Raw genomic sequence first — 20,894 nt, 5'->3', positions numbered from 1 at the left:
TATTGATGCGAATGCGATTTACATCCCCAGCTCGCGAAGGCGCCCCCACGCCATTAGCATCCTTAGAATTACGACTTCACAAGGCGGCTTTTCAGAGGTCAACCGATCCTTTGGTCCGCTTGGCTGGACAGCTTTTGGTGGACCGGCCGCGCACTTGGGGTACTTCCGTACCGAGTTTGTCGAGCGCCGCCGTTGGCTCACCGACGCCACCTACGCAGATCTCGTCGCCATGTCCCAGTTTCTGCCCGGCCCGGCCAGCTCCAAGGTGGGCATGGCGGTGGGCTATCACCGCGCCGGCCTGCCGGGAATGGCCTTGTCATGGTTCCTCTTCACCATCCCCTCCGCACTCATATTGGCAGTGTTTGGCCTAGTGGTCGGCGGCGAAACCACTGCCTCGCCTGTAGGCGCAGGCTGGTTGGCTGGCCTGTTGGCAGCGGCAGCCGGCGTGGTCCTGCACGCCATCATCGGCATGTGTAAGAAGCTGCTCAAAACACCTGTGGCCTGGGCGCTGGCGGTGGTGAGCTCCCTCGTGCTGATCTTCGCGGGCTCCTCGTGGCAGCTCGCGGTCATCCTCATTGCGGGTTTCCTCGGGGCTACCATCTTGCGCGGGCAGTTGGGCGTCGGTGAGCAAGCGGGCGCTGAGCACGGGCTCCGTGCGGTGTCGGTCCGGCTGGCGTGGGGCTGCTTGGGCGCGTTCTTCCTCCTGCTCGGCGGGCTGGCCATAGCTGCACGTTTAAGCGATGCTTGGCTCATCACCCGTCTCAACGCGTTCTACCAATCAGGCGCTCTGGTCTTTGGCGGCGGACACGTAGTGCTGCCGCTGCTCGAGGATAAATTCGTGGGCGCAGGCTGGCTCACTCAACAGGAGTTCCTGGCCGGGTACTCAGTGGCGCAAGGCGTGCCGGGTCCGTTGTTCACGTTCGCGTCTTATCTTGGCGCGGTCGACGGCGGCGTGGGCGGCGCCGTGTTGGGCACGGTCATGATTTTCTTGCCTGGCGCTTTGCTAACACTTGCCGCACTGCACTTTTGGTCGCGGTGGCAACACTTAAGGTGGCTGCGCACCGCCTTCGCGGCGGTAAATGCCGCGGTCATCGGCCTGCTGATCGCAGCGCTGTGGGACCCGATTATCACCCACGGCGTCACTGGCTGGGCTAGCGCCGGAATTGCGGTTGCGACCTACGTTGCTTTGCAATTCTTCAAGGCGCCGCCGTGGTCTGTAGCCGTGGGTGCGGCGCTGCTGGGGTGGGCGCTACTCTAGCGCCGTGGCCGACGAGGTATCGGTTAGAACAGGGAGAGCCGCGTCGAGCGATACACACTGCCAAAGGGGGCGTCGACGCGGACCCACCGGCCAAGGCCGGATACGCGTAGATGACGTGGAATATCCATCGGCGCAGCGAAGCCGGGAATAAGCCCCAGGTTGGTGCAGGCGAAAATCATGCGCATGGGGATTCCCACCTCTTGGTTCTCCGGACCAGTGACGGTAACCACGGTCTGATTCAGCAGGCTCGCCGGTGGGCCGAGGGGTCCAGAGAACTGGCGGGCGAGCTGCTGGCCCTTATCGGAAAGCTCCCGCACTACCTCAACGGGCAGGGTATCGAGCAAGACGAATCCGGTTGCTGGCGGCAGGGCGCCCGGCCACGAAGGGTCCCGAGCGGGGCCGAGCTCAAGGGTGCCGGGTTCGGCGTCGCCAAGCAGCAAAGCCTCATGCAGAGCATTCGCAGAGACCACTGCCCCGTCGCGGGAGACCGTGCCCTCCACGCGGCGGGAGGCCACCACCTCAAATGGCGTAGTGACAAACACGTCGACGGTGTTCTCGTCGAGCTGGCGCAAGCGCACTAACGCCGCCACGTCCAGCCCCACTGCACGCGCGATGAGGGCCCGCAATCCAGGTCCACCACCTCTTAATTCGAGTGATTCGTTGACCATGGCTTGCAGGCCCTCCTTCGACGTACTGATGCGCGGCGAGCTCGAATTCAGCTCACGCTATGCGTCCAGCTTAACCAAAGCATTCTCAAGAATGATCTTCTTCTCCTCCTCAGAGATAGCACGCGGCATCTGCGTTGCCTTGTCGATGACAACCTGGGTGCAAGTGATAACGCATGCGACGTTGCCGGTGCTGTCCTTGATCTCCTGGCGGGTGGTGAACGAGGTGTTACCCAGGCGCACCACGGTGGTCTCAACCGTGACCGTGCTGTTCTTGCCATCCCACTTGAGCGGACGAACGTAGTCGGCGTCGAGGTGACGCACGAACGCAATCATGTCCAGGCCGTTTTTGTAGAAGTGGTCCATGGCAAAAGCCAAACGGGCCTCCTGCGCCAGCTCGATGTAGTTGGCGTTCATCATGTGGCCGTACATGTCGAAGTCAGACCAACGGACACCAACGGTGTGCGCGTGCACGTTCTCAGAAGACATTCTTTAAAAATCTCTTTCCAATTGGGGTTGGGGTTTAGGGAAAAGCTAAAAGGGCGTCCGTTTTCCGGACGCCCTTTGCGTTAAACGCTAGCGGGTCAGCTTGCGGTGGGTCACGCGGCTCGGGCGAGCGGCGTCCTCGCCGAGGCGCTCGATCTTGTTCTTCTCGTAGTCGCCGAAGTTGCCTTCGAACCAGAACCACTTGCCCTCTTCCACGTTGCCTTCCCAGGCAAGGATGTGGGTACAGGTGCGGTCCAGGAACCAGCGGTCGTGGGAAATGACCACGGCGCAGCCCGGGAACTTCTCAAGGGCGTTCTCAAGGGAGCCCAGGGTCTCGACGTCCAGGTCGTTGGTCGGCTCGTCGAGGAGGATCAGGTTTCCGCCCTCTTTCAGGGTCAGGGCCAGGTTCAGGCGGTTACGCTCACCACCGGAGAGAACCTTGGAAGGCTTCTGCTGGTCCGGGCCCTTGAAGCCGAACGCGGACAGGTAAGCACGCGATGGCATTTCGTTCTGGCCGACGTGGATGTAATCCAGTCCGTCAGAAACAACCTCCCAGACGGTTGCCTCAGGGTCGATGTTCTCACGGCCCTGGTCAACGTAGGAAAGCTTAACAGTCTCGCCAACCTCAACGGAGCCGGAGTCCGGCTGCTCCAGACCAACGATGGTCTTGAACAGGGTGGACTTACCCACACCGTTCGGGCCGATAACGCCGACGATGCCGTTGCGCGGCAGGGTGAAGGACAGGTCCTTGATAAGAGTTCGGCCGTCGAAGCCCTTGACCAGGTTCTTGACCTCCACGACCTTGTTGCCCAAGCGCGGCGGGGTTGGAATCTGGATCTCTTCGAAGTCGAGCTTCTTGTACTGCTCAGCCTCCGCAGCCATCTCCTCGTAGCGCTGGAGACGAGCCTTGTTCTTGGCCTGACGAGCCTTGGCGCCGGAGCGAACCCAAGCGAGCTCTTCCTTCAGGCGCTTCTGCAGCTTCTTATCCTTGGCGCCAGCAACTTCCAGACGCTCGGCCTTCTTCTCCAGGTAGGTGGAGTAGTTGCCCTCGTATGGGTAGAGCTTGCCGCGGTCAACCTCACAGATCCAGCCCGCAACATGGTCGAGGAAGTAGCGGTCGTGGGTAACCGCCAGAACGGCGCCCTTGTAGTCAGCGAGGTGCTTCTCCAGCCATTCCACGGACTCGGCGTCCAGGTGGTTGGTCGGCTCGTCGAGCAGCAGCAGGTCCGGCTCGGAGAGAAGGAGCTTGGCCAAGGCGACGCGACGGCGCTCACCACCGGAGAGGTTGTTCACCAGGGCGTCGGAAGGCGGGCAGCGCAGCGCTTCCATGGCCTGCTCGATCTTGGAATCGACCTCCCAAGCATCGGCAGCGTCGAGCTCCTCCTGGAGCTTGCCCATTTCTTCCATGAGCTCATCGGTGTAGTTGGTGGCCATCTCTTCTGCGATGGCCTCGAAGCGCTGCTTCTTCTCAAAGATCTCGCCCAAGCCCTCTTCGACGTTGCCGCGAACGGTCTTCTCGTCATTGAGTGGTGGCTCCTGTAGAAGGATGCCCACGGTTTTGCCCGGATCGATGAATGCTTCACCGTTGGATGGCTGGTCGATGCCGGCCATGATCTTCAGAATGGAGGACTTACCTGCACCATTCGGGCCAACGACACCAATCTTGGCACCTGGGTAGAAGGCCATCGTTACATTGTCGAGAATGAGCTTCTCGCCGACTGCCTTACGCACATTTTTCATCGTGTAGATGAATTCGCCCATGTTTCACCCTTTGCTTAACTTGGGAATGGTTTATAACACAACAAAGAGTACATCACATGGGAGGACAAAGCGCCCCGGGTTAGGGTTATCCTTCGCAGGTATTTTCCTCCCCTCACCCGAGGAGCAATCCACCGCTTTTTATACGGATACCTCTTCTAGCTCTTGGGCTCCGCCTTCCTCGCTTGTTTCATTCTCAGCATCCACATGTAGAGCGTTCTGGCCACCGAGCCCGCGAGCTGCCTGCCGGCGGTCAGCGGCAGTGTCGTGCTCGTCATCGCGTTCGGCTTCGGACTCGGTGGTGGCGTCTGTTGGAGCAGCGTTTGACTGCGCCGTCCTATCCAGATCGATCTCCGGCATCTCATCGCCCGATGCCGGTGGCTCCAGGCCATCCGTGGTGTATACGTGTTCCAGCTTGCGGGAAGAAATGATGTAGCGGTTGAGGTCTAGACCCACGTAGAAGGCCTTCACGAAGGTGCGGAACTTGTTTTGACCGTTCGGGCTGGTCCACGAGTCCGAACACACCGAACCAACGACAATAACCGGCATCCCACGGTGCAGGGACTTCTTCACGTTGATGGCAAACTGACCCCACATCTCAACATCGATGTAAATCAGATCAGTATCGCGCCACTCCCGCTCGCCGTTTACCGTGCTATCCGCGGGAACACGGCGCGAAGACGCCATACGCAGGCGTGTCTTGTACATGTCGGTATTAACTTTGACGAGCTCCGGCTCGTGGGTGAGATGACCAGTGATGGTGATAGGTAGCTGGGACATGTCCTTAAATTCCTTTTCTTTTAGAGTCTTAGGGTCTCAGATGACGGAAAGGGCTGCGCCCCTTCCTGCCTGCATCATCACTGCGAATGGACAAGGGCTACAAGAGGAAGTTTTGCAAGCTGTGGATAACTAGTTGGCAGCGTCAACAAAACGCAAATAACTCCCACCAGTTGGTGAGAGTTACTCACAGATTGCGCTGTTTCTCAGTGAAATTACTGCTGCCGGAAGCCGGAAGCGTCGCCCTCGCTCATGCGCCGCAGCATCTCGTTGTAGTCCTCCAAGTCCGCATCGCCATCAACCTCCGCCTTGGCATCGTGGCGACGCGCTGTGGCGCGGTCGTCGCGCAGCCAGTCTAGGAAGAGTTTGCCAAAGACGATGACCAATGGGAACTGACCAAAGCCCCATGCGATGCCGCCACCCACGCGCTGATCTTGCAATAAGCCGGGGTTCCACGGCAGGTTCAACGACAGGTAGAACTCCTCGCCCAGCACGCTTTGCAGCTGCATGAGGTAGACGCCAGCGAAGAGGTGTAGCGGCATGGAGAAGAACAGCACTAGCAGGCGCAGGTTGGTCGGCGCACGGAACGGCAATGGGTCTGGACCGATGACCTCCCAGTAATAGATGTAACCGGAGATGAGGAATGCCCAGTTCATAATGAGGTGACCGGCGTGCTCGGACACCGCCACCTGATAGAGATCGGGATACAGGTAGAGCACATAGAGGAATATGAGGAACTGGATGAGGTTGACTGCCGGATGCGTCAGGAACTTCAGCACCTTGGACTTGGTCACGGCCACAGCCGCATCATGGATGGTCGGCTTGCCGGGAGCACCTGGCTCAAAAGCTTCCATTACCAACGTCAGCGGTGCACCAAGCACCAAGAACAGCGGGATGGCCATAGACAAGAACATGTGCCCCAGCATGTGCATCGAGTACAACGCCGGAATGTAGAGACCGATGCCCGAGCTCATGATGAAGGTCAGACCAAGCGCGCCCAGCATGAACCACGCGGTGCGCACTGGAGACCAGCTCAGACCACGGCGACGCAAGCGCAGCAGCGCGTAACCGTAAAGCGCCGCGAGTCCGAGACCGAGGGTGCCGAACATGAGGTCATAGCGGTACATGGTCCAAATGTTGGTGACGGTCGGGGCGTCGAGAAGCTCATAGCCCAACAGCACCTGCATGTTGTTCAGATTCGGATCCCGGGGCGGTGGCGGCGGGGTGCGCCCCATAGAAATCGCTACGCCTACCGTGGCAGCCATGACGAGGACCTCCACGAAGGCCACTCGCCTAAACAGCTCAGGGCGACGTTCCAGCTGCGGAATGGTGATTTGACGATGCGCCAGTCCAAAGACAGCAAGCAGGATGGTCAGTACCGTCTTGGTGACAATGAGCAGGCCGTAACGGGTGCTAAAGAGATCGCTGAACTCCACGCGGATAAGCGCATTGATGATGCCGGATGCCGCCATGGCCACGATAGATACAAACGCGACCACCGAATAGCGACGAACCGCCGTAGCCATTCCCGGGCCCAAACGCCGGCTATGGGCGATGAGCCCCAGCAGGCCACCCACCCACAGCACCAAGAAGAACAGGTGGAAGAGCAAGGAGTTCGTTCCATAGTCATGGTCGCCGCCAGCAGCCGAGTGTCCCTCCATGCCGAGTGGCACCATTTGCAGGAGCGAAACCATGAAAGCGATGGGCTGCATTGACCATTTTCTGGAGGCTAGGCCTAAGACACCAACGACTACTGAAATAGCTGCGGTGACGAGCCAAGCCTGGGAGGTAGCAATGCTTTCCAGCGCCATGCTCATCAATTGCGGGTTGAGCACCTGGGCAAAAGGAGTACCAGTGAGGTCCGACATCACCAAAGGAACTTCAAGAAGAGCCACGATGGCAACGCCGAATGCCGCAAAGGCACCCGTTCGGGCCGCAATATGCCCATCCACGGTGAGGCGAGATTCAATGAGACGCTCATTGTCTTTGTCGGGGATCTGCGGCGAGATAAGGAAGGCAGAGACCATGAACGATCCCACAGATAACGCCATAAGCAGCCAGGCGACGGCGCGGAAGAACGGCAGTCCGAAGGTGGTCAGGCGGCCTGGGTCAGGGATACCGAGCGCAGCAAGCGAATCCGCGAGGAAGAACAAGGAGATGAAGCCACCCACGAATCCCGCAAAGAATATTGCACTGGCGTACAACCATTTTGCATTTTTCGCACCGCCGCTGGCGGCAGCAGCGCTAGCGGGCTTAACGGCGGCGCCTTGCGGGCTTTCTTTCCCAGCCCCTGCTGCATGCAGCTGTGAACTGGCAGTACCGTCCTGTTTTTTCATAGGCGCAGTGTACCGCCGAAACCATTGCCTTACCTAAAACGAATAATTCTCTAAATTTTGGCATAATCACGAGCTATGGATTCGCGCCAGCTTCTCTATTTCCGAGCCGTTGTTGATCACGGTTCGTTTACTCATGCGGCTGAAGCATTAAACATGACTCAGCCATCTCTTAGCCTCTCCATCCGAAAGCTCGAAAAAGAACTCAACGTCCAACTTCTCACCCGCGGTCGCGCTGGCGTGAAGACTACGGAAGCAGGAGTTTATCTCTACAGCATCGCCTCCAAAGTTGAAACGCTGCTTAGCGACGCTACCCAGCGCATATCCGAAATCGCCGAAGGCGCTGCAGGCAGTGTTTCTATTTCCTCGGCGCCTGAGTTCAACTGGTTGTTCATGCCGGAGGTCCTGCACCGAATGTTTGAGAGCGCCCCTGACGTCAATATTTTCCTCGATGACCCAGAGCCCACCATCACCCTAAACCGCGTGTTGGAAGGCTCCATCGACCTAGGCCTCATGCCCTCAACTGATCCGCAGGCTTTTGCGCAGCGTTATCGCGACGAGCTCATTGTCCACGAAGCCACCGAGATGGAATTCCGCGTGGCAGTTCCAGAACGCCTCAGCCACCTGCCGGATCCGGTTTCTTTGGCAGACCTTTCCAAAGAAACGTGGATCTTGCCGCCCCGCCACCCTGAGTTCATTGGCATGCCTGAACTGCTCGACCAGGTTTTCCTAAAGACCCCTGGCGCAGTTCCTAGCCGAATCCAGGAAATTTCCACGCTGCAAACCGGCCTCCCGCTGGTATCTGGCGGAATCGGCATATGCCTGTTGCCGAGTTCAGCGCAAGCGCTAAACCATCGCGGTATTCACTATCGCCGCATTGCGGAGGGTATCCCTCCGATGCAAGCCTTGCTGATTTTCCGCCGCGACCGCGATCTCTCCCCTGCGGCAAAGCAACTGGTGGACCTGATCCTCGACGTCGGCGGCGAAAGCGAAGAATCCCTCCTCGACAATGCCAACCTGCTCTAAACATTAGGCCTACTAGCCCTCGCCGCTTTCGCCGGTGAAAGGCGGCTGACGAGAGGCGCCGCCCCCACTTCCAGCCTGCCCAGCACTCTGGTCTAATATGTGGGATATGCCTCCATAGCTCAGCGGATTAGAGCAGTGGGTTTCTACCCCATGTGTCGCGGGTTCGAGTCCTGCTGGGGGCACGCAGGTCAAGGCCACCTTTTGCCGGGATTCACGGCAGAAGGTGGCCTTTTCTTTGTATCTTTCCTCTCCACACGGCTCGGGGCGCAAGCTTAGGATGGAATCCATGGATATCACCCTGGCTACCTTCGTCACGGCCCCTGCAGCCGCCCTCATCGGCATGCGCTTCGACAACGCGTGGGCTCCTTCCCCCAGCTATGCGCAGTCCCGCAACAGCGTCTTGACGGGCCAGTATCCGCAGCGCGAAGCTAAGACCCGGATCACGGATATCTTCCGCGAAGCAGGCTACAGCATAAGCGAGGACATCGACTCCCCACCAGGTACCGAGGACGCCCCGGTATTCCGCCTGCTGGAAGAACCTGCGGACCCGGCGCGGCTGCGCGACGTCGCCAAGCATGGCGTGGTCGCCGTGTGTTCCTTAAGCGGCGGGCCTTCCCCCATGTCCTTGGCTTGGCCGGGCGTGACGGACACCGCCGCCACTTCCTGCAAGGAGCTGGTCTCCCCCATGGATTTGGCGCCCACGCTCGCGGCAATTGCGGGCCTTGATGTACGCCCGAACGCGCAGCTTTCCTTCGACGGCCTCAACCTAGTCCCGGTGGTGCGTTATGGCGCGTCGGGGCATGCGGCGTTGTTCTTCGACAACGGTGTGCGCATGCAGGACGCCGTGCTTATCGACGCCGTGGCAAGCCCCGCACGCCATGCAGCCAGGCTCCGCGATGAGTGGGAGACCTGGCATCGGTTCATGCGCTTTGGGCCGCTGCAATAAGGCCCGCTGCGGCAGATTAGCGAGCGAGTTTGCGCTTATTACGCAACCGGCATGATCACCCATAACAGGATGTAGAGCAAAATCCCGGAGAATCCGAGGAGCGTTGCGATAACGAAGAGCGCGCGAACCAAGGTTGGGTCGAGGTTGTAGGCCTGGGCAATTCCGCCACACACGCCTCCGATGTAGGTGTCAGTGGTCGAACGGGTCAAACGGTTGTTGTTCATTTCTGTCATCTCCTTTCACTTTCAATTCAACCTAATGTCACGCCATGTTGCATCAGGGAGAGCCCTGATAAACACCCTGATTTCTGGCTTTTCGTCTACGCTAGACGGAGTTGTTAACACGGCGAAAGGAATTTTCACCTCATGACTAAGCACGCAGGGCTGCCCGCCCCCACCCGCACTTCTTATGCTTTGCTCACTGGTGCCAGCCAGGGCATCGGCGAGGCGATGGCGCGCGACCTTGCTTCACGCGGCTACAACGTCATCCTGGTGGCGCGCCGCCAGGAAGTCCTCGACCGCATCGCTGCGGAACTTAAGGCCCAGCATGAGGTGGATGCCATTGCTCTGGCCGCCGACTTAGCAAAGGAAGCCGACGTCGACCGCGTCATCGAGTTCATGGCAGACAAGGAGATTTCCATCATCGTGAACTCTGCTGGCATCGCCAGCTTTGGCAAGTTCATGGATCAGGATTGGGACTATGAGACCAAGCAGTTCGATCTCAATGGCAAGGCCGTGCACCGCCTGACCCGCGCCGCTTTGGACCAGATGCTGCCGCGCCGCTCGGGCGCTATATGCAATGTGGGTTCTGCAGCGGGCAATGTCTCGATTCCGAACAACGCTACTTACGTGTTCACCAAGGCCGGAGTAAATGCCTTCACTGAGGCGCTGCACTATGAGCTGAAGGGCACGGGCGTGAGCTGCACCCTGCTGGCTCCAGGCCCAGTCCGCGATGCGGTCATTCCGGAAGAAGAGCAGTCCATCGTGGATAAGGTGGTGCCGGACTTCCTGTGGACCACCTACGAGTCCTGCTCCGCGGAAACCCTCGCGGCCATGGCGCGCAACCAGCGCCGCGTGGTGCCGGGCCCGCTGTCCAAGGCGATGAACGCTCTGGGCCAAATCGTCCCTACCCCGATTGCCGCACCGCTCATCGGCAGCTTCTACTCAAAGATGGCCTAAGGCACTCCCACCCTTTCGGCGAGCCTGCTTTTGGTGTGCCTTACTCGGCTACAGAGGAAGAGCGAGCGTTCTTGCGCTCTACCCAGAAGTCGGCGTTCTTGATGCCCAGAGCTTCAGGGTCGAAGTCCGGATCCTTGCCAGCCTTCTTCTGCGCGCTGTAGTCCTTGAGGCACTTGAGTGCCGGGACCTGGAGGAAGAGGATGGCGATGATGTTGAGCCATGCGGTGGCACCCACTCCGATGTCGCCTAGTGCCCACGCTGAGCCCGGGGTGGTGGTAGCACCAATGATGACGGAGATGATGATGAGGACGCGCAGGACCCACACCAGCGCGCGGCGTGCGCCAGCATTCTTGATCCAGCGGTTGAAGTAGGTGAGGTTGGTCTCTGCCATGTAGTAGTAAGCCAGGACGGTGGTGAAGGCGAAGAACGCGATAGCAATTGCCACGAAAGAAGCGCCGACACCGCTGAATACAGAGTCCATACCGGATTGAACGAAGCCTGGGCCGACCGCAATGCCGTCAGGCAGGGAGCCGGCGTAGCGAACGGCGCCGTCCTCGGACTCGCCTTCGAAGACCTTGTACATGTCAGTGGAGATGATGATGAAGGCGGTGGCCGAGCAGACGAAGAGGGTATCGACGTAGACGGCGAATGATTGAACGAGGCCCTGCTTTGCTGGGTGGGATACCTCGGCAGCAGCTGCCGACTGCGGGCCGGTGCCCTGGCCTGCCTCGTTGGAGTAGATACCGCGCTTTACGCCCCACATGATTGCAGAGCCCAGCATGCCCGCGAATCCTGCTTCCATGTCAAATGCAGACTTGAAGATGAGGCCAAATACGTGTGGAATGTCGCCGAAGTTCATGAACAGGATGGTCAGCGCGATGATGATATAAGCGGCTGCCATGAATGGAACGATGAGCGAGGTGAAGTTAGCGATACGCTTGACACCACCGATGATGATGAAGGCCAAGACGCCAGCCAAGATGACTGCGGACCAGGTGACGTTGACGCCCCAGGCGTTCTCCACTGCAGCGGCCACACCGTTGGCCTGGATGCCTGGGAGGAAGTAGCTGGTAGCCAGAATCATGGAGACAGCGAAGATAACGCCGTAGACCAGCATGAACGGGCCCACAGAGGTGTGGCGGTAAGCCTTTTCGATGTAGTACGCCGGGCCACCGCGGTACTCGCCAGTGTCCTGGTCCTTTTCCTTGTAGACCTGGGCGAGAGTACATTCCACGAACGAGGTAGCCGACCCCAACAGCGCCACCGCCCACATCCAGAAGACAGCACCTGGGCCACCGAAGGCGATCGCCGTGGCAACACCGGCAATGTTGCCGACGCCGACGCGACCGGCGAGGGAAATCATTAGGGACTGGAAAGAAGAAACCCCGGAGTCTGACTTCTCGCCGTTCTTCAGCTGCGCAATCATGTCGGGAATACAGCGAATCTGCAGCCCCTTGGTCACGATCGTGAAATAGACACCGGCGCCCAAGCACAGGAACACGAGTGCTGGGGACCAAATGAGGGAGTTGAGAGCATCCAAGAACCCGGCCATATGAGGGAACCTACTTTCCAAAATTGTGATCTCTAACATAAAGAGTGACATAAAGAATCATGCACTACTTCAATCGAAATTTGTGAGGGCGATCACGAAAATGTTTTAAAAGAATCTAACTCTTCGCATCACCTGTTGGTTGACCGAAATTTAATGCGCAGCTCAAGAACCGTCAATACCGCTAACAGAAATCATTTAGAAAAACTGAACTATCTGCGCCAAAACACACCCTTTGCCTACCCCCGCCACACCTTCCATGCCGGTGGATTGAGTCAGACGGTGGGAAGGGAGGCGTCGACAAGCACGGCTCTAGGAGGACTAAGGTTAAACCCATGACTGACATCGCCCCGAAGAATGACCGACTCGTCTGGATTGACTTGGAGATGACCGGGCTCGACCCGAAGCGCCACGTCATCGTGGAGGTGGCCGCCATCATCACTGATGGCAACCTCAACGTCATTGGTGAGGGAATCGACCTAGTGGTCCATGCCACGGAAGCGGAGCTCGCTGAGATGGATGCCTTTGTCACCAACATGCACGCCAACTCCGGCCTGGATAAGGAAATCCGCGAATCCACCACCACTCTGCAGGAAGCCGAAGATGCCGTCCTGGCGCTCATCGCTGAGCACTGCGACCCTGAGCATCCCGCTCCCCTGGCAGGCAACTCCATCGCCACCGACCGCACCTTCATTCGCGCCTACATGCCACGCTTGGATGAAGCGCTGCACTACCGCATGATTGACGTTTCCACCATCAAGGAGCTCAGTCGCCGCTGGTTCCCACGCGCCTACTACAACCAGCCTGACAAGGGCATGGCGCACCGCGCGCTCCAGGACATCATCGAGTCCATCCGAGAGTTGGACTACTACCGCCGCAGTGTGTTCCGCACCGACGAAGGCCCCTCTTCCGAGGAAGCAGCGAAACTCAAGGAGTCAACTACCGCCGATTACCAGGCGTTTTTGTAAATCTCGCGGCGTGAGTTAATCTTATCCGTGCTGCTTTTAAGGCAGCGATGGTGGCTGTAGTTCAGCTGGTAGAGCACCAGGTTGTGATCCTGGGTGTCGCGGGTTCGAGCCCCGTCAGCCACCCCGAATGAGACCCTAGCCTGCACTTTCGCAGACTAGGGTCTTTCTTGATATGACGGGCTACGATAGCCGTGAGCGACTTGCGTAATGCCCGCGCGGTGGCAGGTCTTTCTCCTTCAAAAGGTGGCGTACATTGTTCAGGCTCTTTACTCATACCCCCAACCCACTGCCCCGTTATGACAACGGCGCTGGGCGGGCTGCTGAGCAAATCATCGCGGCCTACTCCACTAGTTTTTCGCTGGCCTCTCAAATGCTGAGCCCACAAACCCGCACGGACATCCGCAATCTTTATGCCGTGGTCCGTATTTCGGATGAGATTGTCGACGGTGCCGCCGCCGCAGCTGGACTAAGCCCGCAGGAGGTCCAAGAGACCCTCGACGCATACGAGCAAGCAGTCTTGCAGGCACCGCATCGCCGCTTTCATACCGACCCGATTCTGCATTCCTATGGATTGAGCGCACGCCGTTGTGGATTCAAAGACGAGCACATCCAGGCCTTCTTCGCGTCGATGCGGCGCGACCTACACCAGAGTGTTTACTCTACGACGGCCGAGCTGAATCAGTATGTCTATGGCTCAGCTGAGGTCATCGGCTTGCTGTGCCTGGACGCGTTTCTGGTGGGCCAGCCGGTTTCCAGCGCGCAACGCCGGGAGCTCGAGGCCGGCGCCCGCCGCTTGGGCGCGGCCTTCCAAAAGGTCAACTTCCTGCGGGATTTGGGCGCGGACACCGGCCAGCTTGGCCGCTCCTACTTTCCCCAGGCCGGCTCGGCAGGCTTGTCCGCGGAGTCAAAGGATGAACTCATCACCGACATCCGCGCCGACTTAGCCGCCGCCCGCGCGGTGATGGATCAGCTGCCGCTCACGGCACGGGTGGGAGTCATCGCCGCCACGGATCTCTTCGAAGCTTTGACCGACGATATTGCTGCACTGCCCGCTCGCGCCTTGCCCACTAAGCGCGTCAGCGTCAGCATCCCGCGCAAGCTGGCCCTGCTGCTGCGGGCAACCGTGAAGTCCCTAAGGAGGACGCGCTGATGAAAACCTTTAGGCGTGGCGCTGTGGCTAAACAGCCAGAGTCCGTCATCGTGATTGGTGCTGGCATTGCAGGGCTTGCAACTGCGGCTTTGCTCGCTCGCGACGGCAAGCAGGTTACGGTGGTGGACAAACTCGAAGAGGTCGGTGGGCGCGCAGGCTCGCTGTCTGCAGAGGGCTTCCGCTGGGATACCGGCCCGTCGTGGTACCTGATGCCGAAGGCCTTCGATCACTTCTTTGAGCTGTGCGGTACCTCGACTGCGGAGGAGCTTTCGCTGGTTGACCTCACGCCCGCCTACCGCGTCTATGACGACTCGGGCCAGTTCATCGACGTCGAGACCGGCGTGGATAAGGTGGCCACGCTCTTCGAGTCCATCGAGCCCGGCGCGGGCCAGCGCGTAAGGGACTATCTGGACCAGGCCACGGACGTCTACAACGTGGCCCTTGAGCGCTTCCTGTACACCACATTTAGTGATGCCCGCGAGCTCCTCGCGCCAACTGTTCGCTCCCGTTTAGGAACTTTGGCTCAGCTACTCACCCGCACCTTAGATAAGCACGTGGCGGCGTCTTTCCGGGATTACCGCCTACGCCAGGTGCTCAGTTACCCGGCGGTCTTTCTTTCTAGCGAGCCTTCCGCAGCACCGGCAATATACTCGCTAATGAGCCACACTGATCTGGTTGAAGGCGTGCGCTATCCGCTCGGCGGCTTCAGTGCGGTGGTCGAGGCTATAGCGCGGCAGGCCCGCAATGCTGGCGTTACCTTCTTGCTGGGAACGGAGGTCACGGGAATCCTCACCGACGATTCGGCCCGCGCAACAGGTGTCCGGATCATGACTTCCGCAGGCTCCCAAGAGCTGCTTGCCGACGCCGTCGTCTCCGCCGCCGATCTACACCACACCGAAACCTCGCTGCTGCCTGCGCATCTGCGTTCCTACTCAGCGAAGTACTTTGCGGGGCGCGATGCTGGTTTGGGCACGGTCTTGGTACTGCTGGGCGTAAAGGGTGAGCTGCCGCAGTTGGCGCACCACACGCTGCTGTTCAGTAAGGACTGGGAGCCTGATTTCCGTGCGGTCTACCACGGCCCAGAGCCCACGCGTGTGTTGGATGCTTCGCATTCCATCTATATTTCTAAGACCTCCGCCACCGATCCGGCGGTGGCGCCGGTCGGCCACGAGAACCTATTCGTGCTGGTTCCGGTCCCCGCGGACACCGCGTTGGGCCACGGCGATGCCTACGGCGCTCACCCGTCTGCTCGCGTGGAAGCCATTGCCGATGCCGCCATCGCACAAATCGGCCGCTGGGCTGGCATCGACGACTTCGCCTCTCGCATCGTCGTGCGCCACACCCTCGGGCCGGCCGACTTTGCGGAGCGCTACCACGCCTGGCGCGGCGGCTCGATTGGCCCAGCGCACACTCTGGCGCAGTCGGCCTTTTTCCGCGGCAAAAATGTCTCCTCCAAGGTCAAAGGCCTCTACTATGCCGGCGCCACGACCGTTCCTGGCGTTGGCGTACCTATGTGTCTTATCTCCGCAGAGAACATTCTCAAGCGAATGCACGGCGACACCACGGCTGCGCCGCTCGCGCATCTTCATTAGGCCTCTTTTTCGGCGGTGCGTGCATTCGAACCATCTTTCTGCCCCTACGAAACCCGCTCAGCCGCACTAGATGGTTCGAATGCACACGAGCGCTAGCGAATGAACAAGTCCAGCCCGGCGAGCAGCTCCTCTGAATGCGCTCTGCCCTCGCGGTCGGGCATATCGCCGGTGACTAAGAACTCCTCGACGCCGAGTTTCTCTGCGATGTCGGCAAGCTTGGCTTCCACCGCAGCGGGAGTACCGTAGACCGTATTGGCAAGCGTCTGCTCGAGGCGTTCGCGTTGTTGGCCGGTTAATCCTTTCAAGTCGGGATCTGGGTCGAGTGCACCAAACACGCCGGTGCTTCGGGAAAGCACCTGGGCATAGGCCTCGGGAAGGAGAAGGCGCCGGGCATAGGCCTCGTCTTCGGCCACCGCAATGTTGAGTGAGGAAATGACCACCGGCGAGGTGCCTTGGAAGTTCTCCCGATAAACCCGTGCAGCCTCAACCTGCGTCTCGGCTGGGCCGCCAAGGATGACGCCCAAGCCCAGCTTGGCCGCAGAAAGCGCAGAGCGGAAACCGGCCAAGACAAAAAGCGGCGGCCCAGCATGGGGCCGGAGGGTGATGGGGGCGTCGCCAAGCAAGAAATTGCGTACTTGGGCGAGGTCGGAATCGAAGCGTTGCTTGGCCTCCACGGTCTGCCGCAACGCCTCGCGTACTGGTTTAGTAAACCCCACCGAAGAGCCCAAGCCGATAATGATGCGCCCTGGATACAGCGACTCCAACATCGCGGCCTGCTCCGCGATGATCAATGGCGGGTGATTCGGCACCATAATGCCCGCCGTGCCAACCTGAATCCGCGCGGTCCAAAACAGAAAAGCGCATGTCCACCACTGTAGCCATGCGCCCCGTTTCGAAGTGAAACTTATTCTAAGCGTTTGCGTTTGTATTGCCCTTGGACCACGTCTCCCAGTCCATGTTCCAGTCGCCGAGGCCATCAAACGCACTGAGTTGCTCGCCGCCGGTGTTGAACACGCGCACGATGTCGCCACGCTTAACCACCGACTGGAACCACTGCGCAGCCTCTGGAGAGACGTTGATGCAACCGTGGGACTGGTTGTAGACGCCCTGGGCACCAATGGACCATGGAGCCGAGTGGACGTAAATTCCGGAGTAAGACATCTGGGTCGCGTAGTTAACGTTCGTGCGGTAACCACCTGCATCCAGTGCTAGACCATATGTAGTGGAATCCATGACGAGGGACTCGTACTCATCACCAATGATGTAGCGGCCGTTCGGCGTATCCCACATACCGTCAGTGCCCAAGGAAACTGGGATAGAACGCAGCAACTGACCGTTCTTGAAGACCTGCATGGTCTTAGTGGCGTTATCGACTAAGGAAATTACGCGGTCCCCAATAGTGAAGTTCGTGGAAGAGTCCTCGCCACCGTAAATACCGCCACCGAGATTCTTGCCGTAGAGATCAACGTTAACCTCTACCTTGGTACCAGGCTCCCAGTACTCCTTCGGACGCCAGCGAACTTCCTGGTTATTGATCCAGTAGAAAGCGCCCTCAACCTCAGGGGTGGTCTTGACGGTGATAGCTTCCTCGGCGGCCTTGCGGTCAGTGACATAGTTGCCAAAGCGAACACCAATAACCTGTCCAACGCCTACTTCGGCGCCGGGGATCGGCGACAAAGCGACCTCAGAAACACCCGCTGCCTGTGGGGTAGCGAAAGTTACGGTCTTCTTGTTTCCGTCAACGTCTTCTGCCTGGATTGTGTAGGTGTGATTGTATCCAAGGACCTCATCGGTGGACCAGGTCTTAGAGTCGGCGGACAGCTTTTCTGCGACTTCGACGCCAAGCTCGTTCGTCATAGTAACCGTCTTCATTTTGCCTTCGGTCTTTACCGTAATGGTTTCGGAAGGATCGACGTCGGTCGCACCGTCCTTAACGGAGACTTCAAGTCCCTTCTTCTTAGCGGCGGCAGAGCTTTCTGCAGCAGCATCATTTCCAGCGGCGGCAGCTGCGGACTGCTCGGAGCTCTTATCTTGAGCTGTGGAATCAATGGTGCAAGCTGCGGCAACAGTCGCAGTCAAAGCAACGGCGGTGACTGCGATAACACGACGGGCAAGAGGTAGGGGATTAATCACGGGAGCCCTTTTATAAAGCACAGAGGAGTCGGTTAAGAATTTCTCAATCAGCCTATAACGAGCTTCTTTAAAACACCACACGGCGCTTCACGTGTTAACCAATTGTTATCTGCTCGGCACCCCCTCCCATGCGCAAGCAAAGCAAAACGCCAAAACGGCCACGAAAACCATAAGTGACCTGCCGATTTTACAGTTTTCCAACAAGAGTGTTAAAGTTACTTCTCGTTGCACGGCAGGCAAACAAGCCAGCCGGACAACACATGCGCCATTAGCTCAATTGGCAGAGCAACTGACTCTTAATCAGTGGGTTCGGGGTTCAAGTCCCTGATGGCGCACTCACTACCCCCGCCCGGGCCTTCCGGCGCGGGGGTTTCGCTGTTTTCGAGCCACTCAAGCGAGACGCCCGTCGCGAAGGAAATAGCAATCAACTCGCCGCGCCGTGGCGCGCGCACCCCTTGCTCGACGGCGGCGATAACCGTTCGGGACATTCCTAGTTCGGCCGCGAGTTCAGACTGTTTGAGTCCCGCAACCTCGCGCGCCTTCCGAATGCGATCCGTAACGTCCCACATTGGCACGATTCCAGTACTACCTATTGCATTAGTCATATGACCAACAATAGTCATGTGTCTAATTGTCCGTCAAGGTGCAAAGTTCGCTGACCTGCCATTTCGGTAATATTCCCGATTGCGGCTAGACACCGGTCTATCCCTTGTTCTATATTCGGGCATATGACCGATGCGCTACTTACTACCGGGCAAGTTGCCGCCCGTTTAGGAATCGACCGCCGAACTGTGTGGTCGCGGGTGAAGGCTGGAATGCTGTCGCCCGCTATGGAATTGCCGAACCGACGCGGCTACCTTTTCGACCGCGATGCGATTGAGTCACTAGCACACGCCGAGGGAGACAAATAATGGGAATTTCACTGTCAATCGTCGGCATCGGTATCGCCACTATGTACCTCATGTGGAACGGCGACCAGGCACACGCCGCCAACATGGAAGGCGACGCCTGTGAACGTTAGACCACACCTTGGCACCGCCGCTGCGCGAGTCTATGAGGTACTTGTCAACCGCCACCCCGGCGAGGTTCCACCCTTGCTCATTGCTATCGGCAACGACGAGCAAATCGACGCGGTCATGCTCGACCCTAACGCCCCCGATATGCACCATATGACGATGCCCACCCGCGACGAATTACTCGCCGCCGCTGTCAAGCTCTCTGAACTCGCCGCCGCACTGGAGGATTAATGCGCACCCTACTTATCGACATCTACGACGTGACCGCCCAGCCAATTACCGGCGACTCAATCACTCTCGAAGCCCCGGCGACTCGCGCCGCCGAATCCGGCGCGGTGATTCGCCCCTACTCTCGACTAGTCGAGCTTGTCGACGGCAAGGCAACCGTCGAGGTCGACCCCGGCCCGCTCGACATCAAATTCCACAACAATTTCGGGCGTCAAGTAGTCATTAACGCGACGGTACCCGACGGCGGTGACCCTATCACCCTGCGCGAGCTCATTCTCATGGACATCGGCACGCTCGACGATGTGCCCGGTATCCGCGACGCGCTCGACGCGAAGGCCGACGCCGATAACGCTGTCACCCTTGATGCCTTCGCCGACGCCCTCGCCGATAAGGCCGACTTACTGCACGGCCACGCCCTCGACGGAATTATCGGCCTGCAGGACGCACTCGACGACAAAGCCGCCCAGGGCCACGGCCACGCCCTCGACGATGTGCGCGGACTGCGCGACGTACTCGACGCGAAGCTCGAAGCCGCCGACTTCGATGACCGCACTAACCAACTAATCCGCATCGCGACCGATGCCCTAGTCGACGGCGCGACCGAAGCACTCGACACACTCAAAGAAATCGCAATCGAGCTCGCGAAAGATGATGATCCGGTCGCCGCCCTTGTCCGCACCGTCGCGGGCAAGGCCGAGAAGTCACACACTCACGCTATCGGCGACGTGACCGGCCTGCAGACTGCCCTCGACGGCAAGGCTTCGCAGGCCACTGTCGACACTGCGCTCGCAGGCAAGGCCGAGAAGTCACACACTCACCGCATGAATGACATCACGAACTTGCCTAACTTGACAAGCGTCGTACAGCCTAACGCCTTAATCTTGCGCGACTCTAACGGAAGTGCATCAATCGCCGACCCTACCGGCGACAGACACATTGCAAATAAAAAGTACGTCGACGCCCAGGTCGATGGAGTAATGCGCTGCGAAACCATTGTTACCGCCTCAACGTTAGGAGTCACTGCAGGTCGACTCAATCTAAATTCGAATACTAGATTTATCAAGCACTCTTTTAATTCCAGTTCGCAACACCAGTACAACATTCCAGCAAATGCGCTCACGACCATTACTAGCGCTGGCACCGGCAGCGTCGCCGTCGCAGCATATCGCGCGAACGGCTCAAGCGGGCGAATCGAGTTCGGCGAGCTCACCGCCGCCGGTCAAGCGTGCACGTTCCATACGCTCAACACCGCAAACATTTATTTCGAAACGACAGATTTTTCCGGCAGTTTGGTGATCACTGTCTTAATTCCGAAGGCATAGCGCTATGGGCTACTTCGACGAATCGGGAAATTTTCGCCCTTCGCGCCGCAACTCGCAGGGGTTGCACTGCGCGCGATGCGGGCGAATCTTCGCGGGCGAGTTTGTGCCCGTTGACCGTATCTGCCGCGACTGTCGAGCGCCCGGGCCGCCACCGCCCGCGCTCATTCCTGAAAGTGACCTAGCCCCCTAGGCACTCGCCCCACACCGGGGCGTTAAGTGCCCCGCCCGGCGATTCCGCGTTCATCTTGCCGGGCGCGGCCCTTATCACTCCGGTGATAACGAACTAAGCAGACTTTTACCGCTGGCTTTATCTGCAGGAGTTACCAGCAACACCAAAACAAACCTTGTCCGGTTATCGAGCTTTAATGCCTGCGATTGCAGGTGCCCCAGGTGCAACCGGCCCCGGGGCCGACCCCGATTAATTGATCACTTTTCGACGGTCGCATTCCGAATCCGCTCGCGACCGTGATGCCGAGCGGCTAATCGGCGTGGGATGACGACGAAAAGCG

At 59.0% G+C, this 20,894-nt stretch carries 20 protein-coding genes and 3 tRNA genes; 13 read left to right on the top strand and 10 right to left on the bottom strand.

Annotated features, from left to right (window positions below):
* Positions 1–67 precede the first annotated feature (67 nt).
* On the top strand, positions 68–1,258 hold the full coding sequence (gene chrA / locus I6I72_RS10235) for a chromate efflux transporter (protein ID WP_005531004.1): 1,191 nt from the start codon (positions 68–70) through the stop codon (positions 1,256–1,258).
* A 23-nt stretch (positions 1,259–1,281) separates the two neighbouring features.
* Here chrA and I6I72_RS10230 read toward each other — a convergent pair whose 3' ends face one another.
* From I6I72_RS10230 to I6I72_RS10210, 5 genes are all read right to left on the bottom strand, one after another.
* Positions 1,282–1,926 carry a hypothetical protein gene (locus I6I72_RS10230; protein ID WP_005531009.1) on the bottom strand — a complete coding sequence of 215 codons (645 nt, stop codon included), beginning with the start codon at positions 1,924–1,926 and terminating at the stop codon, positions 1,282–1,284.
* A 57-nt stretch (positions 1,927–1,983) separates the two neighbouring features.
* On the bottom strand, positions 1,984–2,412 hold the full coding sequence (locus I6I72_RS10225) for an acyl-CoA thioesterase (RefSeq protein WP_005531026.1): 429 nt from the start codon (positions 2,410–2,412) through the stop codon (positions 1,984–1,986).
* A gap of 87 nt (positions 2,413–2,499) precedes the next feature.
* The gene (gene ettA / locus I6I72_RS10220) at positions 2,500–4,170 is read right to left on the bottom strand and encodes an energy-dependent translational throttle protein EttA (protein WP_049152139.1); all 1,671 of its coding nucleotides are present in this window, start codon (positions 4,168–4,170) and stop codon (positions 2,500–2,502) included.
* Between the two features lie 138 nt (positions 4,171–4,308).
* Positions 4,309–4,947 (bottom strand): single-stranded DNA-binding protein, encoded by a 639-nt coding sequence (locus tag I6I72_RS10215; protein ID WP_005531030.1) that lies wholly within the window; start codon positions 4,945–4,947, stop codon positions 4,309–4,311.
* Between the two features lie 212 nt (positions 4,948–5,159).
* Positions 5,160–7,280: a cytochrome c oxidase assembly protein gene (locus I6I72_RS10210; RefSeq protein WP_110332939.1), complete on the bottom strand. Its 2,121-nt coding sequence runs from the start codon at positions 7,278–7,280 to the stop codon at positions 5,160–5,162.
* A 75-nt stretch (positions 7,281–7,355) separates the two neighbouring features.
* On the opposite strand from I6I72_RS10210, the gene I6I72_RS10205 reads away from it, so the two are divergent.
* From I6I72_RS10205 to I6I72_RS10195, 3 genes are all read left to right on the top strand, one after another.
* Positions 7,356–8,303 (top strand): LysR family transcriptional regulator, encoded by a 948-nt coding sequence (locus I6I72_RS10205; RefSeq protein WP_070420682.1) that lies wholly within the window; start codon positions 7,356–7,358, stop codon positions 8,301–8,303.
* Between the two features lie 108 nt (positions 8,304–8,411).
* A tRNA-Arg gene (locus I6I72_RS10200) sits at positions 8,412–8,485 on the top strand.
* Between the two features lie 104 nt (positions 8,486–8,589).
* Positions 8,590–9,249 (top strand): alkaline phosphatase family protein, encoded by a 660-nt coding sequence (locus I6I72_RS10195; RefSeq protein WP_049192600.1) that lies wholly within the window; start codon positions 8,590–8,592, stop codon positions 9,247–9,249.
* A 38-nt stretch (positions 9,250–9,287) separates the two neighbouring features.
* On the opposite strand, the gene I6I72_RS10190 is transcribed toward I6I72_RS10195, so the two are convergent.
* Complete coding sequence (locus tag I6I72_RS10190) at positions 9,288–9,473, bottom strand: PspC domain-containing protein (protein WP_034657383.1); 186 nt, start codon at positions 9,471–9,473, stop codon at positions 9,288–9,290.
* Between the two features lie 141 nt (positions 9,474–9,614).
* On the opposite strand from I6I72_RS10190, the gene cmrA reads away from it, so the two are divergent.
* A complete protein-coding gene (cmrA, locus tag I6I72_RS10185) occupies positions 9,615–10,427 on the top strand; it encodes a mycolate reductase (protein ID WP_049145965.1) in 813 nt (270 codons plus the stop codon).
* A 40-nt stretch (positions 10,428–10,467) separates the two neighbouring features.
* Here cmrA and I6I72_RS10180 read toward each other — a convergent pair whose 3' ends face one another.
* The gene (locus tag I6I72_RS10180) at positions 10,468–11,979 is read right to left on the bottom strand and encodes an alanine/glycine:cation symporter family protein (protein WP_049063383.1); all 1,512 of its coding nucleotides are present in this window, start codon (positions 11,977–11,979) and stop codon (positions 10,468–10,470) included.
* A 332-nt stretch (positions 11,980–12,311) separates the two neighbouring features.
* Between I6I72_RS10180 and orn the strand changes: the two genes are divergently transcribed.
* From orn to crtI, 4 genes are all read left to right on the top strand, one after another.
* On the top strand, positions 12,312–12,944 hold the full coding sequence (gene orn, locus I6I72_RS10175) for an oligoribonuclease (RefSeq protein ID WP_110092255.1): 633 nt from the start codon (positions 12,312–12,314) through the stop codon (positions 12,942–12,944).
* 50 nt (positions 12,945–12,994) lie between these two features.
* Positions 12,995–13,067, top strand: a tRNA-His gene (locus I6I72_RS10170).
* A 130-nt stretch (positions 13,068–13,197) separates the two neighbouring features.
* The gene (locus I6I72_RS10165; protein ID WP_049152133.1) at positions 13,198–14,094 is read left to right on the top strand and encodes a phytoene/squalene synthase family protein; all 897 of its coding nucleotides are present in this window, start codon (positions 13,198–13,200) and stop codon (positions 14,092–14,094) included.
* Complete coding sequence (gene crtI, locus I6I72_RS10160; RefSeq protein WP_049152132.1) at positions 14,094–15,686, top strand: phytoene desaturase family protein; 1,593 nt, start codon at positions 14,094–14,096, stop codon at positions 15,684–15,686. The genes I6I72_RS10165 and crtI overlap by 1 nt, the downstream gene beginning before the upstream one ends.
* 92 nt (positions 15,687–15,778) lie before the next feature.
* On the opposite strand, the gene I6I72_RS10155 is transcribed toward crtI, so the two are convergent.
* Both I6I72_RS10155 and I6I72_RS10150 read right to left on the bottom strand, forming a co-directional pair.
* The gene (locus I6I72_RS10155; protein WP_080548649.1) at positions 15,779–16,663 is read right to left on the bottom strand and encodes an LLM class flavin-dependent oxidoreductase; all 885 of its coding nucleotides are present in this window, start codon (positions 16,661–16,663) and stop codon (positions 15,779–15,781) included.
* Positions 16,596–17,819, bottom strand: a complete 1,224-nt coding sequence (locus I6I72_RS10150) for a L,D-transpeptidase (protein WP_034657386.1) — start codon at positions 17,817–17,819, stop codon at positions 16,596–16,598. Before I6I72_RS10150 ends, I6I72_RS10155 begins: the two co-directional genes overlap by 68 nt.
* A gap of 262 nt (positions 17,820–18,081) precedes the next feature.
* Between I6I72_RS10150 and I6I72_RS10145 the strand changes: the two genes are divergently transcribed.
* Positions 18,082–18,154, top strand: a tRNA-Lys gene (locus I6I72_RS10145).
* Here I6I72_RS10145 and I6I72_RS10140 read toward each other — a convergent pair.
* Positions 18,116–18,388: a helix-turn-helix domain-containing protein gene (locus tag I6I72_RS10140; protein WP_141740943.1), complete on the bottom strand. Its 273-nt coding sequence runs from the start codon at positions 18,386–18,388 to the stop codon at positions 18,116–18,118. The two genes, I6I72_RS10145 and I6I72_RS10140, sit on opposite strands and share 39 nt — an antisense overlap.
* A 159-nt stretch (positions 18,389–18,547) precedes the next feature.
* Between I6I72_RS10140 and I6I72_RS13740 the strand changes: the two genes are divergently transcribed.
* The 3 genes from I6I72_RS13740 to I6I72_RS10130 all read left to right on the top strand — a co-directional run bounded on the left by I6I72_RS13740 (position 18,548) and on the right by I6I72_RS10130 (position 20,385).
* A complete protein-coding gene (locus I6I72_RS13740; RefSeq protein WP_083281004.1) occupies positions 18,548–18,730 on the top strand; it encodes a helix-turn-helix transcriptional regulator in 183 nt (60 codons plus the stop codon).
* Between the two features lie 99 nt (positions 18,731–18,829).
* Positions 18,830–19,066 carry a hypothetical protein gene (locus I6I72_RS10135; protein ID WP_070420687.1) on the top strand — a complete coding sequence of 79 codons (237 nt, stop codon included), beginning with the start codon at positions 18,830–18,832 and terminating at the stop codon, positions 19,064–19,066.
* A complete protein-coding gene (locus I6I72_RS10130; protein ID WP_070420688.1) occupies positions 19,066–20,385 on the top strand; it encodes a phage tail fiber repeat family protein in 1,320 nt (439 codons plus the stop codon). Before I6I72_RS10135 ends, I6I72_RS10130 begins: the two co-directional genes overlap by 1 nt.
* Positions 20,386–20,894: the final 509 nt, after the last annotated feature.

This window comes from Corynebacterium striatum (genome assembly GCF_016728105.1).
In the GTDB taxonomy this organism is placed as follows: Bacteria; Actinomycetota; Actinomycetes; order Mycobacteriales; family Mycobacteriaceae; genus Corynebacterium; species Corynebacterium striatum.
The sequence above is the reverse complement of the archived record's forward strand: the minus strand, read 5'-3'. Positions and strand labels throughout refer to the sequence as shown.

Excerpts from the sequence above, each read along its gene's own strand:
- I6I72_RS10230 (WP_005531009.1), bottom strand. The coding sequence starts at position 1,926 with ATGGTCAACGAATCACTCGAATTAAGAGGTGGTGGACCTGGATTGCGG.
- I6I72_RS10225 (WP_005531026.1), bottom strand. The coding sequence starts at position 2,412 with ATGTCTTCTGAGAACGTGCACGCGCACACCGTTGGTGTCCGTTGGTCT.
- ettA (WP_049152139.1), bottom strand. The coding sequence starts at position 4,170 with ATGGGCGAATTCATCTACACGATGAAAAATGTGCGTAAGGCAGTCGGC.
- I6I72_RS10215 (WP_005531030.1), bottom strand. The coding sequence starts at position 4,947 with ATGTCCCAGCTACCTATCACCATCACTGGTCATCTCACCCACGAGCCG.
- I6I72_RS10210 (WP_110332939.1), bottom strand. The coding sequence starts at position 7,280 with ATGAAAAAACAGGACGGTACTGCCAGTTCACAGCTGCATGCAGCAGGG.
- I6I72_RS10205 (WP_070420682.1), top strand. The coding sequence starts at position 7,356 with ATGGATTCGCGCCAGCTTCTCTATTTCCGAGCCGTTGTTGATCACGGT.
- I6I72_RS10195 (WP_049192600.1), top strand. The coding sequence starts at position 8,590 with ATGGATATCACCCTGGCTACCTTCGTCACGGCCCCTGCAGCCGCCCTC.
- I6I72_RS10190 (WP_034657383.1), bottom strand. The coding sequence starts at position 9,473 with ATGAACAACAACCGTTTGACCCGTTCGACCACTGACACCTACATCGGA.
- cmrA (WP_049145965.1), top strand. The coding sequence starts at position 9,615 with ATGACTAAGCACGCAGGGCTGCCCGCCCCCACCCGCACTTCTTATGCT.
- I6I72_RS10180 (WP_049063383.1), bottom strand. The coding sequence starts at position 11,979 with ATGGCCGGGTTCTTGGATGCTCTCAACTCCCTCATTTGGTCCCCAGCA.
- orn (WP_110092255.1), top strand. The coding sequence starts at position 12,312 with ATGACTGACATCGCCCCGAAGAATGACCGACTCGTCTGGATTGACTTG.
- crtI (WP_049152132.1), top strand. The coding sequence starts at position 14,094 with ATGAAAACCTTTAGGCGTGGCGCTGTGGCTAAACAGCCAGAGTCCGTC.
- I6I72_RS10155 (WP_080548649.1), bottom strand. The coding sequence starts at position 16,663 with ATGGCCTCGGCGACTGGAACATGGACTGGGAGACGTGGTCCAAGGGCA.
- I6I72_RS10140 (WP_141740943.1), bottom strand. The coding sequence starts at position 18,388 with ATGTGGGACGTTACGGATCGCATTCGGAAGGCGCGCGAGGTTGCGGGA.
- I6I72_RS13740 (WP_083281004.1), top strand. The coding sequence starts at position 18,548 with ATGACCGATGCGCTACTTACTACCGGGCAAGTTGCCGCCCGTTTAGGA.
- I6I72_RS10130 (WP_070420688.1), top strand. The coding sequence starts at position 19,066 with ATGCGCACCCTACTTATCGACATCTACGACGTGACCGCCCAGCCAATT.